General features: G+C 61.2%; 14 protein-coding genes. 4 read left to right on the top strand and 10 right to left on the bottom strand.

Features of this window, described 5'->3' with window-relative positions:
• Window positions 1–90: 90 nt before the first annotated feature.
• The 7 genes from C1J04_RS03645 to C1J04_RS03615 all read right to left on the bottom strand — a co-directional run bounded on the left by C1J04_RS03645 (window position 91) and on the right by C1J04_RS03615 (window position 7,156).
• Window positions 91–1,080, bottom strand: coding sequence for an ABC transporter substrate-binding protein (locus C1J04_RS03645; RefSeq protein WP_005851387.1), 990 nt, complete (start codon window positions 1,078–1,080; stop codon window positions 91–93).
• A 47-nt stretch (window positions 1,081–1,127) separates the two neighbouring features.
• Complete coding sequence (locus C1J04_RS03640; protein ID WP_009826003.1) at window positions 1,128–1,967, bottom strand: ABC transporter permease; 840 nt, start codon at window positions 1,965–1,967, stop codon at window positions 1,128–1,130.
• Entirely contained in the window at window positions 1,964–2,830 is an 867-nt protein-coding gene (locus C1J04_RS03635) for an ABC transporter permease (protein ID WP_009826002.1), read from the bottom strand. The genes C1J04_RS03640 and C1J04_RS03635 overlap by 4 nt, the downstream gene beginning before the upstream one ends.
• A gap of 69 nt (window positions 2,831–2,899) precedes the next feature.
• Window positions 2,900–3,676, bottom strand: coding sequence for an ABC transporter ATP-binding protein (locus C1J04_RS03630; protein WP_009826001.1), 777 nt, complete (start codon window positions 3,674–3,676; stop codon window positions 2,900–2,902).
• Window positions 3,673–4,344, bottom strand: coding sequence for a hypothetical protein (locus C1J04_RS03625; RefSeq protein WP_009826000.1), 672 nt, complete (start codon window positions 4,342–4,344; stop codon window positions 3,673–3,675). The genes C1J04_RS03630 and C1J04_RS03625 overlap by 4 nt, the downstream gene beginning before the upstream one ends.
• A 7-nt stretch (window positions 4,345–4,351) precedes the next feature.
• The gene (gene hydA, locus C1J04_RS03620; RefSeq protein ID WP_009825999.1) at window positions 4,352–5,812 is read right to left on the bottom strand and encodes a dihydropyrimidinase; all 1,461 of its coding nucleotides are present in this window, start codon (window positions 5,810–5,812) and stop codon (window positions 4,352–4,354) included.
• Window positions 5,813–5,905: 93 nt separating this feature from the next.
• Window positions 5,906–7,156: a Zn-dependent hydrolase gene (locus C1J04_RS03615; RefSeq protein ID WP_005851376.1), complete on the bottom strand. Its 1,251-nt coding sequence runs from the start codon at window positions 7,154–7,156 to the stop codon at window positions 5,906–5,908.
• A gap of 168 nt (window positions 7,157–7,324) precedes the next feature.
• Between C1J04_RS03615 and C1J04_RS03610 the strand changes: the two genes are divergently transcribed.
• On the top strand, window positions 7,325–7,960 hold the full coding sequence (locus C1J04_RS03610) for a TetR family transcriptional regulator C-terminal domain-containing protein (RefSeq protein ID WP_009825997.1): 636 nt from the start codon (window positions 7,325–7,327) through the stop codon (window positions 7,958–7,960).
• Window positions 7,961–7,975: 15 nt separating this feature from the next.
• Here C1J04_RS03610 and preA read toward each other — a convergent pair whose 3' ends face one another.
• Both preA and C1J04_RS03600 read right to left on the bottom strand, forming a co-directional pair.
• Window positions 7,976–9,280 (bottom strand): NAD-dependent dihydropyrimidine dehydrogenase subunit PreA, encoded by a 1,305-nt coding sequence (gene preA / locus C1J04_RS03605; protein ID WP_005851372.1) that lies wholly within the window; start codon window positions 9,278–9,280, stop codon window positions 7,976–7,978.
• Between the two features lie 20 nt (window positions 9,281–9,300).
• Entirely contained in the window at window positions 9,301–10,623 is a 1,323-nt protein-coding gene (locus C1J04_RS03600; RefSeq protein ID WP_009825996.1) for an NAD(P)-dependent oxidoreductase, read from the bottom strand.
• A gap of 284 nt (window positions 10,624–10,907) precedes the next feature.
• On the opposite strand from C1J04_RS03600, the gene C1J04_RS03595 reads away from it, so the two are divergent.
• A complete protein-coding gene (locus tag C1J04_RS03595) occupies window positions 10,908–11,114 on the top strand; it encodes a cold-shock protein (protein ID WP_005851368.1) in 207 nt (68 codons plus the stop codon).
• 66 nt (window positions 11,115–11,180) lie between these two features.
• On the opposite strand, the gene C1J04_RS03590 is transcribed toward C1J04_RS03595, so the two are convergent.
• On the bottom strand, window positions 11,181–11,831 hold the full coding sequence (locus C1J04_RS03590) for an arylesterase (protein WP_009825995.1): 651 nt from the start codon (window positions 11,829–11,831) through the stop codon (window positions 11,181–11,183).
• A 48-nt stretch (window positions 11,832–11,879) separates the two neighbouring features.
• Between C1J04_RS03590 and C1J04_RS03585 the strand changes: the two genes are divergently transcribed.
• Both C1J04_RS03585 and C1J04_RS03580 read left to right on the top strand, forming a co-directional pair.
• Entirely contained in the window at window positions 11,880–12,563 is a 684-nt protein-coding gene (locus C1J04_RS03585) for an ABC transporter ATP-binding protein (RefSeq protein ID WP_009825994.1), read from the top strand.
• Complete coding sequence (locus C1J04_RS03580; RefSeq protein ID WP_009825993.1) at window positions 12,560–15,088, top strand: ABC transporter permease; 2,529 nt, start codon at window positions 12,560–12,562, stop codon at window positions 15,086–15,088. Before C1J04_RS03585 ends, C1J04_RS03580 begins: the two co-directional genes overlap by 4 nt.
• Window positions 15,089–15,108 lie beyond the last annotated feature (20 nt).

The following is a 15,108-nucleotide window of genomic DNA, read 5'->3' as shown; positions in this document are numbered from 1 at the left end:
TATTCACCACGCAAAAGGGGCTGGCAGCGCTGCCAGCCCCTTCGCATTTCTGCACTGTGTCGGGGACGTGTCCCCTTAGTTCAGCGCGCCTTAGTTCAAGGCTTTGTCGGTGATCGCATGGGTCCATGCGCCCGACGGCTCTACCGTGATGACGGGGTCCGACCCACCGGACAGCAGCGATTGCACGGTCCGCTCGTAATCCGCCTCGTCCAGCGCACCGTTGCTGCCTGCGGTCAGCTTGGCCACTTCGCCCATCATGCGTTTCTGATGCTCTTCGGTTTGCGCACCGGAGGCATCGTTGTCCAACACGATTTCCGCCGCTTCATCGGGGTTTTCCTCGGCGTATTTCCAGCCCTTCATAGAGGCCCGCACAAAGCGCACCATCTTGTCCTCGAAGGCCGGATCGGCAAGGTTCTCTTCCAGCGCGTAAAGCCCGTCTTCCAATGTGGCAACGCCCTGCTCTTCGTATTTGAACACGTTCAGATCATCCGGCGTCAGACCTGCGTCGATCACCTGCCAGTATTCATTATAGGTCATGGTCGACACGCAGGCGGCCTGATTTTGCAGCAGCGGATCCACGTTAAAGCCTTGTTTCAGCACGGTCACACCATCCTCACCGCCTTCGGTTGGCAGCTCAAGTTTGCTCATCCAGCTGAGGAAGGGGAATTCATTGCCAAAGAACCAGACGCCCAACGTCTTGCCCTTGAAGTCATCCGTGGTCTCGATCCCGGCATCCTTGCGGCAGGTCAGCATCATGCCCGAGGATTTGAACGGCTGCGCGATGTTCACCATCGGCAGACCCTTCTCGCGCGCGGCCAAAGCGGCGGGCATCCATTCAACGGCGACATCGGCACCGCCACCGGCCAGCACCTGTGTCGGCGCAATGTCCGGACCGCCAGGCTTGATCGTGACGTTTAGATCTTCTTCGTCATAGAACCCTTTGTCCTGCGCCACATAATAGCCCGCGAACTGCGCCTGCGTGACCCACTTCAGCTGAAGCGTCACATCATCCGCCGCTTGGGCCATGGTCCCCATCAGGCCCACAGCGGCCCCGGCGACATATGTTGATAGTTTTTTCATTTTTATATCTCCCTCTTGGTTGGTTGGTCGTCTTGGTTAGTTCCGCGTTAGTTCCGCTGGCTCGGGTGCCAAAAGGTCACCCGCCGTTCAAACAATGACATCGCGCCGTAGAATGCGGACCCGGCAATCGCCGCGACAACAATCTCGGCCCAGACCAGATCAAGCGCAAGCTGGCCCACCGAGGTAGAGATCCGAAACCCCATCCCCCGCACAGGAGAGCCGAAAAATTCAGCAACAATCGCCCCGATCAAGGCAAGGGTCGTGCCGATCTTCAGCCCATTGAACACGAAAGGCATCGCGGCAGGCAAGCGCAGCTTGAACAGCGTCGCCCAATAGCTGGCCGCATAGGTCCGCATCAGATCGCGCTGCATGGCGTCGGTGGCCTGCAAGCCCTGCACCGTGTTCACCAGCATCGGAAAGAACACCATGACCACGACCACGGCGGCCTTGGACTGCCAGTCAAAGCCGAACCACATCACCAGAATCGGGGCCATCCCGATCACCGGCAGCGCGGCCACAAAGTTCCCCACCGGCAAAAGCCCCCGTTGCAAGAAGGGGAAACGGTCAATCGCAACGGCGATCAAAAAAGCCGCACCACAGCCCAGCACATAGCCCGATAACGCGCCCTTCAGCACCGTCTGCACGAAATCCACCCACAGGATATCAAGCGATGACACCAGCCGCAGGGCAATCAGCGACGGCGCAGGCAGCAAGACCTGCGAAATCTCGAGCCCGCGCACAATGCCTTCCCAGACAGCGATCAGCGTCGCGCCAAAAACCAAGGGCGCTGCAAGGGACACCCAGCGGGCCGGCCGCAATCGCGCCAACCGGATGTTGACCCAAATGCCAAAGGCCCAGGCCACTGCGGCAAAAACCAGCCAGATCATCGCGCCATCCCCATCCGTTTCAATGTCACACGCTGGATCAAGCCGATGATCCCCACCAGCAACGCCGCCAAGGCCGCCGCCATGATCAATGCGCTCCAGATCTGGATCGTCTGGCCATAGTAGCTGCCAGCCAACAACCGCGCCCCCAGACCCGCCACGGCACCCGTTGGCAGCTCACCAATGATGGCCCCCACCAGCGACGCAGCCATCGCGATCTTGAGCGAGGTAAAGAAATACGGCATCGACGCAGGCAACCGCAGCTTCCAGAAGGTCTGACCCGCACTCGCATGCCAGGTGCGCATCTGGTCCAACTGCATCTGGTCAGGGCTGCGCAGCCCTTTCACCATGCCGACAACGACGGGGAAGAACGACAGATACATGCTGATCATCGCTTTCGGCAGCAGCCCCGACACGCCCACGGCGTTCAGAACCACGATGATCATCGGCGCAATCGCCAGAATGGGAATGGTCTGGCTGGCGATCACCCAAGGCATCACCGACATATCCATCACCCGGTTGAACACGATCCCCACCGCCAGCAAGACGCCCAGCAAGGTGCCCATGCCAAAGCCCAGCAGGGTCGCGCTGAGCGTGATCCAGGAATGATAGACCAAGGACCGCTTCGACGTGACTTTCTTCATCACCGTCGTGTCCCAGATCTCTGACGCGACCTGATGCGGCGCGGGCAGTTTGGGCTTTTTCTGCGCCCAGGTATCCGCGACCAGTGACGTGGCGGTCACCGTCTCGCCCGACCGCGTGGCCTTGTCATAGGTCCAGTCCGCATTCAGCCAGACCGCCGCCGCATACCAAAGCGCAAACAAGACCCCGACCACAGTCAGGACAGGCAAGAAGCTCGACCTCATCGCGCGCCCCCCTGCTTCCAGATGGTCCTAAAATCCTCCCCGAAGGGCCGGGCTGCAGCAGGCGCGCGATCAATCATCCGCATGCCCTGCCCGCAATCCTTCCCGCACCCGATGCGCGATCTCCAGAAACTCGGGCGTTTCGCGAATGTCCAGGGGGCGCTCTTTCGGCAAAGGGCTGTCGATGACATCTGCAATCCGTCCGGGGCGCGGGCTCATTACCACGATCTTGGTGCTCAGATACACCGCCTCCGGGATCGAGTGGGTGACAAAAGCAATCGTCTTTTCGGTGCGCGCCCACAGGCGTAGCAGCTGTTCATTCAAATGGTCGCGCACGATCTCGTCCAGCGCGCCAAAGGGTTCGTCCATCAGCAAGATATCCGCGTCAAACGCCAGCGCCCGCGCGATCGAGGCCCGCTGCTGCATCCCACCCGACAGCTGCCAAGGGAACTTGCGCTCGAACCCTGCCAGCTCCACCAGCTCCAACACTTGGCGAACCCGCGCCGCCTGATCCGCCTTGGAATACCCCATGATTTCAAGCGGCAGCCGGATATTACCGCCAATCGTCCGCCAGGGATAAAGCCCCGCCGCCTGAAACACATAGCCATAGGCCCGCGCCCGCCGTGCCTCGGCAGCACTGACGCCATTCACCGTGATCTCGCCCCCCGTGGGCTGCTCCAGGTCCGCCATACAGCGCAGGAACGTCGTCTTGCCACAGCCCGACGGCCCGATAAAGCTGACGAAATCGCCCTTCTCGATATCAAGCGACACATCTTTCAGCGCATGCACAGGGCCGTCGTTGGTTTCAAATGTCAGGGATAGGTTCTGGGCGCTAATCACTGTTTTCAAGCTTCTTCTTCCTTGTTTAACCTATACGAGCCGTTTCGAATGCGAATATACCCTGCATTTAGCATCTTCTCATGATGGAGGTCGTATATTTCTCGGACCAGTGCATTTGGAGTTCGATGCACCTCCATTTCATTCCAAGCGACCGTTCCGTGGGAAATACCTTGAATTATCAGCTCCATAACCAACATGAGACCTGCTAACTCAGAGTTAACCCTCGCAAGCGTCTCAAACTTCATTTCCGTGTTCTGATATGTAGCACTATGCGTCTTACTAGGCTCGATCCGCTTTAGTTTGAATCTTTGAAACACTATTTCTCTTTTGCTGACCATAGAGACCTGCCCGTGAGCAACTGCGTTTCGAAACTCCAAGATTTCTGAGACTAAAACATCTATTTGAGGCCAACCACCCAAGTTTAAGATGGCGCGTTCCGGTTTGGCTACTAAGTCAGAGTCTATCAGCTTTCTCACAAGCTTGAACTTGTCTTGAAAAGACTTTGGTACATCCTTTGAGAGTGCGTAAATCACTGATCGATCTAGGCCGCTGTGCGCTTGCCATGCAATTTCATCTAAAAGAGTTTCTAGGCATCCAAGCTTGACGATGAAATCCCCAATAGCTGGAGACCAAAGGCTATAGAAGATCTGCGGTTGCCGGCTTTGCTGTTCATACATTATAGCCTCAGATCCCCGCAGGGATGTTCAGCGGATCGCGTTTGATCAGTTTCGGCGCAGTCAACTCTTTCCACTTGCTCAACGCAAGGTTGGCCGACGGGAAAGCAGGCCGCGGCACAAAGCGCCCGCGTCCGGGGTTGGGCTGCGAGTTCTGCCCCCAGGCCCAGATGACCTCGCCACGGCTTAAGGTATAGCGCGCCTGTGCCTTCACCTCGAAGCCTTCAAAGACGTTGTAATCCAGAATGGAGTGGTGGTTCGCCGTCGAAATCGTCTTGCTGATCTTGGGATCCCACACCACGATATCCGCGTCGGCGCCTTCGACAATCGCGCCCTTGCGCGGATAGATATTCAGGATCTTCGCCACATTGGTCGAGGTGGCAGCGACGAATTCATTGGGCGTCAGACGGCCCGTTTCGACCCCTTCGGTCCAGAGCACCGCCAGACGTTCCTCCAACCCGTTGGACCCGTTGGGGATGATGCGGAAATCATCGCGGCCCGCGCGTTTCTGCTCGGTCGAAAACGCAGCGTGATCCGTGGCAACCACCTGCAACGACCCCGCCTGCAAGCCCGCCCATAGACTGTCCTGATGGTCCTTGGACCGGAAGGGCGGCGACATGACACGGCGCGCGGCGTGGTCCCAATCGGTGTTGAAATACTCGCTCTCGTCCAGGGTCAGGAACTGGATCAGCGGCTCGCCGTACACCCGCATCCCCTTTTGCCGCGCACGGCGGATCGCTTCGTGTGTCTGCTCGCAAGAGACATGCACGATATAAAGCGGCACGCCGGCGGTATCGGCAATGGTGATCGCGCGGTTGGCGGCCTCGCCCTCCAGCTCGGGCGGGCGGGAATAGGCATGCCCCTCCGGCCCCGTGATCCCCTGATTGAAATACTTCTCCTGCAGGGCCGCGACCAGATCGCCGTTTTCGGCATGCACCATCGGCAGCGCACCCAGTTCGGCACAGCGCTGGAAGGATGCGAACATCTCGTCATCCTCGACCATCAGGGCCCCCTTATAGGCCATGAAGTGCTTGAATGAATTCACCCCCATGTCGACGGCGTCTTTCATCTCGTCAAAGACATTCTCGTTCCAGCCGGTAATCGCCATGTGATAGCCGACATCAGAACAGATCTGCGGCGCGGATTTGCGGTGCCATTCATTGATCGCGTTCTTGATCGACCCGTCCGCCCCTGGCAGACAGAAATCGACGATCATCGTGGTCCCGCCCACGGCGGCGGCCCAGGTGCCTGTCTCGAATGTCTCGGCCGCTGTGGTGCCCATAAAGGGCATCTCAAGATGGGTATGCGGATCGATCCCGCCGGGGATGACATAGGCCCCTTCGGCGTCGATATATTCGTCACCTATCAGATCCTCGCCGATCTGCTTGATGATCTCGCCCTCGATCAACACGTCTGCTTTCCAGGTGCGATCCGCCGTGCAGACCATGCCGCCCTTGATAACCTTGCTCATCTGTCCTCTCCCCTATCTGTCTTCCAAATGGTTCAAATCCCGGGGGTCTGGGGGCTGGCACCCAGGGCGCGCCCGCTCAGGTCCCCGACGGGTTCAGCCCACAATCTCTGCCGTTTCCAGCACCGCATGCAGCAAAACATCGGCACCGGCCTTGGCCCATTCCTTGGTGATCTCTTCGGCCTCGTTATGGCTCAGCCCATCCACGCAGGGGCACATGACCATTGCGGTCGGGGCCACCCCGTTGATCCAGCAGGCATCGTGACCCGCCCCCGAGATGACGTCCATATGGCTATACCCCAACCGCTCTGCCGCGGAACGGATGGCCGAGACGCAGCCTTCGTCAAAGGCGACGGGATCAAAGCCACCGACCTTTTCGAAAGCGACCTCAAGCCCCATGTCATCGGCGATCTTCTGACCCTCGACGCGCAGGCGTTTTTCCATATCCTCGATCACGCTCAGATCGGGCGACCGGAAATCGACGGTAAAGATCACCTGCCCCGGGATCACGTTGCGCGAGTTCGGGTAAACCTCGATATGCCCCGCGGCACCCACCGCATGCGGTGCGTGCGACCATGCGATCTGGTCCACCGCTTCAAGCATACGCGCCATGCCGAGGCCGGCGTTCTTGCGCATGGGCATCGGTGTTGATCCGGTATGCGCATCCTTGCCGGTCACGGTGACTTGGGTCCACGACAGCCCCTGCCCGTGGGTCACGACGCCAATGTCCTTGCCTTCGGCCTCCAGGATCGGGCCCTGTTCGATGTGCAGCTCGAAAAACGCATGCATCTTGCGCGCGCCGACCTCTTCGTCGCCCTGCCAGCCGATCCGCTTGAGCTCGTCACCAAAGCGCAAGCCCTCGGCGTCGGTCTTGGCATAGGCCCATTCCTGCGTGTGGATGCCGGCAAAAACGCCAGACGACAGCATCGCGGGGGCATAGCGGGTGCCCTCTTCGTTGGTCCAGTTGGTCACGACCACGGGGTGTTTCGTCTTGATCCCCAGGTCATTCATCGTGCGCAGCAGTTCCAGCCCGCCAAGCACGCCTAATACGCCGTCATACTTGCCGCCTGTGGGCTGCGTATCCAGATGCGACCCGACGTAGACCGGCAGCGCATCGGGGTCGGTGCCATCGCGCTGCGCGAACATGTTGCCCATCGTATCAAGGCCCATGGTGCAGCCCGCCTCCTCGCACCATTTCTGGAACAGGGCGCGACCTTCGGCGTCTTCGTCGGTCAGCGTCTGGCGGTTGTTACCCCCCGCCACACCGGGGCCGATCTTGGCCATCTCCATCAGACTGTCCCACAAACGATCCGGGTTGATCTTCAGGTTTTCACCGGGCGCGGCCATAGCGGTTTCCTTTGCGTTTTCTACCTTGTGCAAGGCGTAAATTTTTACCATTTGGTAAATCCACGATTGCGGCTAGGGTTAAGTCTGTCAAGAAATGCTTTCCCTTGGGGCCACCCGTCTTAAGTGGGTGCCGCATTTTCAGGCACTTACACCGAAAGGGACCGCGCCATGCCCGAGACAACCGCCAAGAAAAAGCCCAGCCGAATCCAAAGGCGCAACCGCCGTGTGATCCTGGATGCGGCGCTTGACGTGTTTTCAACCTACGGGTTTCGCGGGGCCACGCTGGATCAGATCGCCAGCGAGGCGGGGCTGAGCAAACCGAATATATTGTATTATTTCAGCGGGAAGGAAGAAATCCACACGACCCTGCTGAGCCAGCTGATGGAGACATGGCTCGACCCGCTGGTCGAGTTGGACGCCGATGGTGACCCGCGCACAGAGCTGTTGGATTATGTGCAGCGCAAACTGGATATGGCGCGGGATCTGCCCCGTGAAAGCCGCTTGTTTGCTGGTGAAATTTTACGCGGCGCTCCCCATATGGAGCCGCGCTTGCAAAGCGATCTGAAACCGCTGTTCGACGAGAAATGCGCCGTTATTTCCGATTGGATGGCGGCGGGAAAGATCGCGCGGATGGACCCGCGCCATCTGATTTTCTCGATCTGGTCGACCACGCAACACTATGCTGATTTCGCGCCGCAAGTCGCGCTGCTGCTGGACGGCGATGCCGATCAGCACCAGCAGGCGTCGGACCATCTGCGGCTGATGTTCTCGACGTTGTTGACCCCCGCCGCGCCTCAACAGTAGCGGCGGGGGCAAAGGTCACTCAGCCGCAGTGGCGGAGGGGTTGTTGGGGTGCGTCGTCCAGTTGGCGTAATTCGGATCGACGGGCTTGCCCGTGCGCGGGTCCGTGGTGCCGGGGGCCAGCTCCACCATCGAGATACAATCCTCGACCGGGCAAACATTGACGCAGAGGTTGCACGCCACACATTCGTCGTCGATCACGCTGAAGGTGCGATCTTCGGACATGGCAATCGCCTGATGCGAGGTGTCTTCGCAGGCGGCAAAGCAGCGCCCGCAGGAGATACACAGATCCTGATCGATCTTGGCCTTGGCGACATAGTTCAGGTTCAGCTGGTTCCAGTCGGTCACATTCGGCACCGCACGGCGCACCAGTTGATCGACCGAGGTCATCCCCTTGTCGTCCATATATTCCGACAGGCCCGAGATCATCTCTTGCACAACCTTGAAACCATAGGTCATCGCCGCCGTGCAGACCTGCACATTGCCCGCGCCAAGGGCCAGAAACTCTGCCGCGTCGCGCCATGTGGTTACGCCGCCGATGCCGCTGATCGGCATATCCGCCGTCTCGGGGTTGCGCGCGATTTCCGCCACCATGTTCAAGGCAATCGGCTTTACCGCCGGCCCGCAATAGCCGCCGTGCGTGCCTTTCCCGTCGATCATCGGTTCGGGCGCGAACAGGTCCAGATCGACCGAGGTGATGGAGTTGATCGTGTTGATCAGGCTCACCGCATCCGCGCCGCCGCGTTTGGCGGCCTCGGCGGGGTAGAGCACATTCGTGATGTTCGGCGTCAGCTTCACGATCACCGGCATGCGCGTGTATTGCTTGCACCAGCGGGTGACCATTTCAATGTACTCCGGCACCTGCCCCACAGCCGATCCCATGCCACGTTCCGCCATGCCATGCGGGCAGCCGAAGTTCAGCTCGATCCCGTCGGCACCGGTTTCCTCCACATGCGGCAGGATCGCTTTCCACGCTTCCTCCTCGCACGGGACCATGATTGACGCGATCAGTGCGCGGTCGGGGTAATCACGTTTCACCGCTTTCATCTCGCGCAGGTTCACCTCCAGCGGGCGATCGGTGATCAGCTCGATGTTATTGAGCCCCAGCAGCCGCCGGTCCGCGCCCCAGATCGCGCCATAACGCGGGCCGTTGACGTTGACGACGGGCGGGCCCTCCATACCGAGTGTTTTCCACACCACCCCGCCCCAGCCAGCCTCGTAGGCGCGGCGCACATTGTATTCCTTGTCCGTGGGTGGCGCGGATGCCAGCCAGAACGGGTTGGGGCTTTTGATGCCCACGAAGTCGCTTCTTAGATCAGCCATTTGCGTTCTCCTGTAGGGGCTTAGCCCATCAATACCATGTGAATGTCCATCGCCGCGTCGCGCCCTTCGGCGACAGCGGTCACGGTCAGGTCATCGCCGCCGCTCGCACAATCGCCACCGGCCCAGACCCCGTCGACACTGGTGCGTCCGGTGCCATCCACCTTGATCTTGCGCGCCTCCAGCGTGGGCAGCGCGTCGCCTTGAAGGGTCTGGCCGATGGCTTTGAACACCTGATCCGCGGGCAGGCGCAGGGTTTGGCCCGTGCCATTCATCTGGTCGTCGACATATTCGAATTCGATCTCGCGTACCGCACCGTTGCCGATCACGGCGACCGGCGTGGCATGGGTCACGATCCGCACGCCCTTAGAGGCCGCGAGATCCTGCTCGAACACGCTGGCGTTCATCCGGTCGCGCCCGCGACGATAGACCAGCGTCACATTGAGCGCGCCCAGCAGTTTCGCCTGAATGGCGGCATCGATCGCGGTCATCCCGCCGCCGATCACCACCACGTCACGACCGATCGGGACCGCAGCCACATCGCTCGCCTGACGCAGATTAGAGATGAAGTCGACCGCATCCAGCACGCCGGTCTTATCCTCGCCCTCGGCCCCCAAGGCGTTCACACCGCCAAGGCCCATACCAAGGAACACGGCGTCATAGTCGGCCCGCAAACTGTCCAGCGTCATCGCCGACCCAAGGGCTGCGTTGTTCTGTACGGTGATGCCGCCGATCTTGAGCAGCCAGTCCACCTCTGCCTGCGCGAAGCCGTCGGGTGTCTTGTAGGTAGCGATCCCGTATTCATTCAGGCCGCCGGGCTTGGGCCGCGCGTCAAAAACGGTGACATCATGCCCCATCATCGCCAAACGGTGCGCACAAGACAGCCCCGCCGGACCTGCACCGACAACGGCCACGCGCTTGCCCGTCGAGGCCGCGCGTTCAAACGGATGCGCGCCCTGTGCTTGCAGATGGTCGGTGGCATAGCGCTGAAGCTCGCCGATCTTGACCGGCTTGCCCTCGGCCACTTCGCGCACACAGGCCTGCTCACAAAGCTGTTCGGTCGGGCAAACGCGGGCACACATGCCGCCCATGATATTCTGGCTCAGGATCGTTTTGGCGGCGGCATCGGGTGTGCCCGTGGCGATCTGCCGGATAAAGAGCGGAATATCGATATCCGTCGGGCAGGCCGTGATGCACGGCGCGTCGTGACAGAAGTAGCATCGGTCCGCCGCGACAAGCGCTTCATGCACATCCAGTGGCGGGTGCAAATCGGAAAACTGCGCGGCATAGGCGTCGGCGTCCAGCCGTCCGGCAGCCACCCCCGGTTCAAAGATTTTCTGCGACATTTTTTTATCCCTGCTGTCACTATTTATGCTGAAACGCTCCCACGGAATGATTTTTTTATCAACTGGTAAAATTATTTCATAACTGTGAAATTTCTTGCGCAAATGCCCGCCGGTTACGCGTTTCGGGGCAAAAACTCTTGATTTTGTCCTATTTGGCGCCAAAGTCAGAGGTGCGACGCGAAAGACTTTCGACCCCTCAGCCCTTTGGCGCTGGTGCGATCAAGTTCTGACCGAGCCACGCTGCCGCATAATGTGGGCAGGACAAACACGAGGAGAAACGGGGCATGGCGACTGGCACCGTAAAATGGTTCAATACCACAAAGGGATACGGCTTTATCGCGCCTGATGGTGGCGGCAAAGATATCTTTGTTCACATCTCGGCGGTTGAACGCGCTGGCCTGACCGGGCTTGCCGATAACCAGAAGGTGACATTCGACGTAGAAGCGGGCCGTGATGGCCGCGAAAGCGCCGCGAATATCGCATTGGCCTAACCGGCCCAAAACCGGTTCATAATATTTTTGACGACGGGCGCTTCGGTGCCCGTTTTTTGTGCAAAACTACTCGTTTTCGTTGATCTGATCGATCAGCGTCAGCACTTTCGGACCCAAAGCATCAACGATTCTCGTGACGCCTTGCGCGTTCGGATGCACCCCGTCGGCCTGGAAAAACCCGCGTGCCTGCGCCAGATCTGGCGTCTCGCCATTGTCGGACAGGCCGTCGAAGAAGCTGCCCATCAGGCTCGCGTCATATTGCGCGGCAAGATCGGGATAGATGCTGTCAAAGGCGGTTTTATAGTCAGGGCCAAAGTTGCCCGGCGCGGTCATGCCGACCAGCAGCACTTCTACCTCGGCGTCTTGGGCGGCCTTCATGATTCCATCCAGATTGGCGCGGCTGACCGCGGGGTCGATCCCGCGCAACAGGTCATTCCCACCCAGGGTCACGATCATGCCATCGACCTCGGGCGTCATGGTCCAGGCGACCCGCGCCAACCCGCCAGCGGTCGTATCCCCCGACACACCGGCGTTGATCACCGTCACATCCGCACCGTTCTGATCCAGCCAGTTTTGCAACTGTGGCACGAACCCGTCCTCGGCGGGCAGGCCGTAGCCCTGCGTCAGACTGTCGCCCAATGCCGCAATAACAAGCGGTTCCGCCAGTGCGGGGCCTGATATTACCAGAACAAGTGCCGTCGTAACCTTGCGCATCATGGTCGAACCTCCATATCCAACAGGGACCGTATTTCAAAAGGCAGCCCTATGACCGACCCGGTGTTCCAGCTTCAAGATGCATCCCTGAAACTGAATGGCAACGCCGGAAAGGTCGATATCCTACATGGGATCACCCTGGACGTCGCACAAGGAGAGACGGTCGCCTTTACCGGCCCGTCGGGGTCGGGCAAGTCGTCGCTGCTGATGGTCATGGGCGGGCTGGAGCGTGCGACCGGCGGATCGGTGCGCGCCTTGGGCGAAGACCTGAGCACCCTGTCCGAAGATGGTCTGGCCAAATTTCGCCGCGGGCGGATGGGCATCGTGTTCCAGTCCTTCCACCTCATCCCCACCATGACCGCGCTGGAAAACGTCGCCACCCCGCTGGAACTGAACGGCGTCGCCGACGCCTTTGACCGGGCGGAGGCGGAATTGCACGCGGTGGGCCTGGGGCACCGGCTCAACCACTATCCGGCACAGATGTCGGGCGGCGAACAGCAGCGGGTTGCATTGGCCCGCGCCTCTGCCCCGCGTCCGGCGATCCTTTTGGCGGATGAGCCGACAGGGAACCTCGACAGTACCAATGGTGCCGCGATCATGGAGCTGTTGTTCGATCTGCGGGAAAAACATGGCGCGACTTTGGTGTTGGTGACCCACGCCGATGAATTGGCCGCGCGCTGTGATCGGATCGTCACCCTGACCGACGGGCGGATCGTCAGCGGGACGGGCGCATGAGCCTGCGTCTGGCCGGCCGCTTTGCCCGCCGCGAGATGCGCGGGGGGCTGCGGGGTTTCCGTCTGTTTCTGGCCTGCCTCGCTCTTGGCGTCGCGGCAATCGCTGCCGTCGGCTCTGTCCGCTCGGCGATCGAGGGCGGCTTGCAACGCGAAGGTGCGGCCCTGCTTGGTGGCGCGGCCGAGATTGATTTCACCTATCGTTTCGCCACCGATGACGAACGCGACTGGATCGAGAGCCAAGCCGGCGCCGTGTCCGAGGTTGTCGAGTTCCGGTCCATGGCTGTCGCGGGTGACGGGGCCGCCGCTGACCGTGCGCTGACGCAGGTGAAAGCGGTTGATGATCTTTATCCGCTGGTGGGCGAGATGGTGCTGGAACCGGCGATGCCGCTTGAACAGGCGCTTGGGCTGGAAAACGGCCTGTCCGGCGCGGTGATGGAGCGCGCCTTGTCAGACCGTCTGGGCCTGTCCCCCGGCGACACCTTCAAACTTGGCGTCAAGGAATTCCGCCTCTCCGCCCTGATCGTGCGCGAACCCGACAGTGCCGCCAGCGGCTTTGCCCTTGGGCCCCGCACCCTGCTCCGGACCGAGGCGCTGAACGGGGCCGGCCTGCTGGCGGAAGGGACGCTGTTCAACTCCAAATACCGGATGCTGCTGCCAGCCGATACCGACCTTGATCAACTGCGCTCTGCCGCCCGTGCGCGGTTCGAAAACAGCGGGATGCGCTGGACCGATGCGCGCAACGGGGCACCGGGGGTGTCGCGCTTTGTCGAACGGTTGACAGCGTTTCTGATCCTTGTGGGCCTATCCGGTCTGGCTGTGGGCGGTGTGGGCGTATCGGCTGCGGTCCGATCTTACCTCACCGGCAAGACCGAGGTGATCGCCGTGCTCCGCGCGCTAGGGGCAGACCGCGCGACGATCTTCCAGACATATTTCATGCAGATCGGTGCCCTATCGCTTCTGGGCGTCGCCATCGGCGTGGTGCTTGGGGCGGTGGCCCCGCTGGTCTTTGCGCCGCTGATCTCTGCGCGGCTGCCGATCCCTGCGGCCTTTGCCATCTATCCGGCACCCTTGGCCGAGGCAGCGATTTACGGGTTGCTGACTGCCTTTGCCTTCACGCTGTGGCCGCTGGCCCGCAGCGAGAACATCCGCGCGGCGACCCTGTTTCGCGATGCATGGGACGGGGCCGCGCGTTTTCCGGCGCCGCGCTATGTGGCGATTATCGTGATGACTGTGGCGCTGCTGGTCGCGCTGGCGGGGTGGTTCAATGGCAGTTGGTGGCTGACGCTGTGGACATTGGGCGGCATCGCAGGCGCGCTCGGGATACTCACGCTGGCGGCGCTGCTGGTGCGGTTCCTCGCACAACGCGCCGCGGTTCTGGCACGGGGGCGACCGCGGCTGCGTTGGGCCTTGGCCGCGATTGGCGGCAGTGGCGAAGGTGCCGGGGCCGTGGTGCTCTCGCTGGGGCTCGGCCTGTCGGTGCTGGCCGCCGTGGGGCAGATCGACGGCAACCTGCGGCAGGCGATCTCGGGCAACCTGCCCGATGTGGCCCCGTCGTATTTCTTTGTCGACATCCAGAAAGACCAGATCGACGGCTATACCAAACGGCTGACCGACGACCCCGCGGTGCGCCGCATCGACAGCGCGCCAATGCTGCGCGGCGTCGTGACCCAGATCAACGGCAGGCCCGCCAAAGAGGTCGCGGGCGATCACTGGGTGGTGCGCGGCGACCGCGGGCTAACCTATGCCGAGGCCCCCGATGACGACACGGTGATCACCGCGGGCGAATGGTGGGCGCCTGACTATGACGGCCCGCCGCTCATTAGCTTTGCCGCCGAAGAGGCCGAGGAGATCGGGTTAGAGCTTGGCGATACGCTGACCATCAACGTGCTGGGGCGCGACATCACCGGCACCATCGCCAGCTTCCAAGAGGTCGACTTCTCGACCGCGGGGATCGGGTTTATCCTGACTATGAACCCCGCCGCCCTGACCGGCGCGCCGCATACCTATATCTCGACCGTCTACGCCGATGCAGAGGCCGAGGCACCGATCCTGCGCGATCTGGCCACCGCCTACCCCAACATCACCGCGATCCGCGTGCGCGACGCGATCGACCGCGTGGCAGCGGTGCTTAGCGGGTTGGCTGCGGCGACATCCTACGGCGCGGCGGCTACTCTTCTGACCGGCTTTCTGGTATTGATCGGGGCAGCCGCCGCCGGGGCGGATGCCCGTCGCTATGAGGCCGCTTTGCTGAAAACCCTGGGGGCCTCGCGCCGCAGCATCGCCGCCAGCTTTCTGATGCGTGCCGCTCTGCTGGGGCTCTTCGCCGGTACCGTTGCCCTGCTGGCAGGTATCTTGGGCGGATGGGCCGTGAGCCGCTTTGTGATGGACACCAGCTTTGCCGTGGTTTGGCCTTCGGCGCTGCTGATCGTCACTGGTGGCGCGCTGGCGTCGATCCTTGCCTCGCTTGGCTTTGCGATCAAAGCCTTGAACGCCAGACCCGCACAGGTGCTGCGCGCCCGCGAATAGATGGAACCGATAGACCGAAA

The sequence above is a fragment of the Sulfitobacter sp. SK025 genome (genome assembly GCF_003352105.1).
GTDB lineage: Bacteria > Pseudomonadota > Alphaproteobacteria > Rhodobacterales > Rhodobacteraceae > Sulfitobacter > Sulfitobacter pontiacus.
This window is presented reverse-complemented; position numbering and strand designations above follow the sequence as displayed.

Bases quoted from the DNA above. Each gene is read 5' to 3' on its own strand.
- C1J04_RS03580 (WP_009825993.1), top strand. From the start codon at position 12,560: ATGAGCCTGCGTCTGGCCGGCCGCTTTGCCCGCCGCGAGATGCGCGGG.
- C1J04_RS03625 (WP_009826000.1), bottom strand. From the start codon at position 4,344: ATGTATGAACAGCAAAGCCGGCAACCGCAGATCTTCTATAGCCTTTGG.
- C1J04_RS03635 (WP_009826002.1), bottom strand. From the start codon at position 2,830: ATGAGGTCGAGCTTCTTGCCTGTCCTGACTGTGGTCGGGGTCTTGTTT.
- C1J04_RS03595 (WP_005851368.1), top strand. From the start codon at position 10,908: ATGGCGACTGGCACCGTAAAATGGTTCAATACCACAAAGGGATACGGC.
- C1J04_RS03640 (WP_009826003.1), bottom strand. From the start codon at position 1,967: ATGATCTGGCTGGTTTTTGCCGCAGTGGCCTGGGCCTTTGGCATTTGG.
- C1J04_RS03600 (WP_009825996.1), bottom strand. From the start codon at position 10,623: ATGTCGCAGAAAATCTTTGAACCGGGGGTGGCTGCCGGACGGCTGGAC.
- C1J04_RS03615 (WP_005851376.1), bottom strand. From the start codon at position 7,156: ATGGCCGCGCCCGGTGAAAACCTGAAGATCAACCCGGATCGTTTGTGG.
- hydA (WP_009825999.1), bottom strand. From the start codon at position 5,812: ATGAGCAAGGTTATCAAGGGCGGCATGGTCTGCACGGCGGATCGCACC.
- C1J04_RS03645 (WP_005851387.1), bottom strand. From the start codon at position 1,080: ATGAAAAAACTATCAACATATGTCGCCGGGGCCGCTGTGGGCCTGATG.
- C1J04_RS03585 (WP_009825994.1), top strand. From the start codon at position 11,880: ATGACCGACCCGGTGTTCCAGCTTCAAGATGCATCCCTGAAACTGAAT.
- C1J04_RS03590 (WP_009825995.1), bottom strand. From the start codon at position 11,831: ATGATGCGCAAGGTTACGACGGCACTTGTTCTGGTAATATCAGGCCCC.
- preA (WP_005851372.1), bottom strand. From the start codon at position 9,280: ATGGCTGATCTAAGAAGCGACTTCGTGGGCATCAAAAGCCCCAACCCG.
- C1J04_RS03610 (WP_009825997.1), top strand. From the start codon at position 7,325: ATGCCCGAGACAACCGCCAAGAAAAAGCCCAGCCGAATCCAAAGGCGC.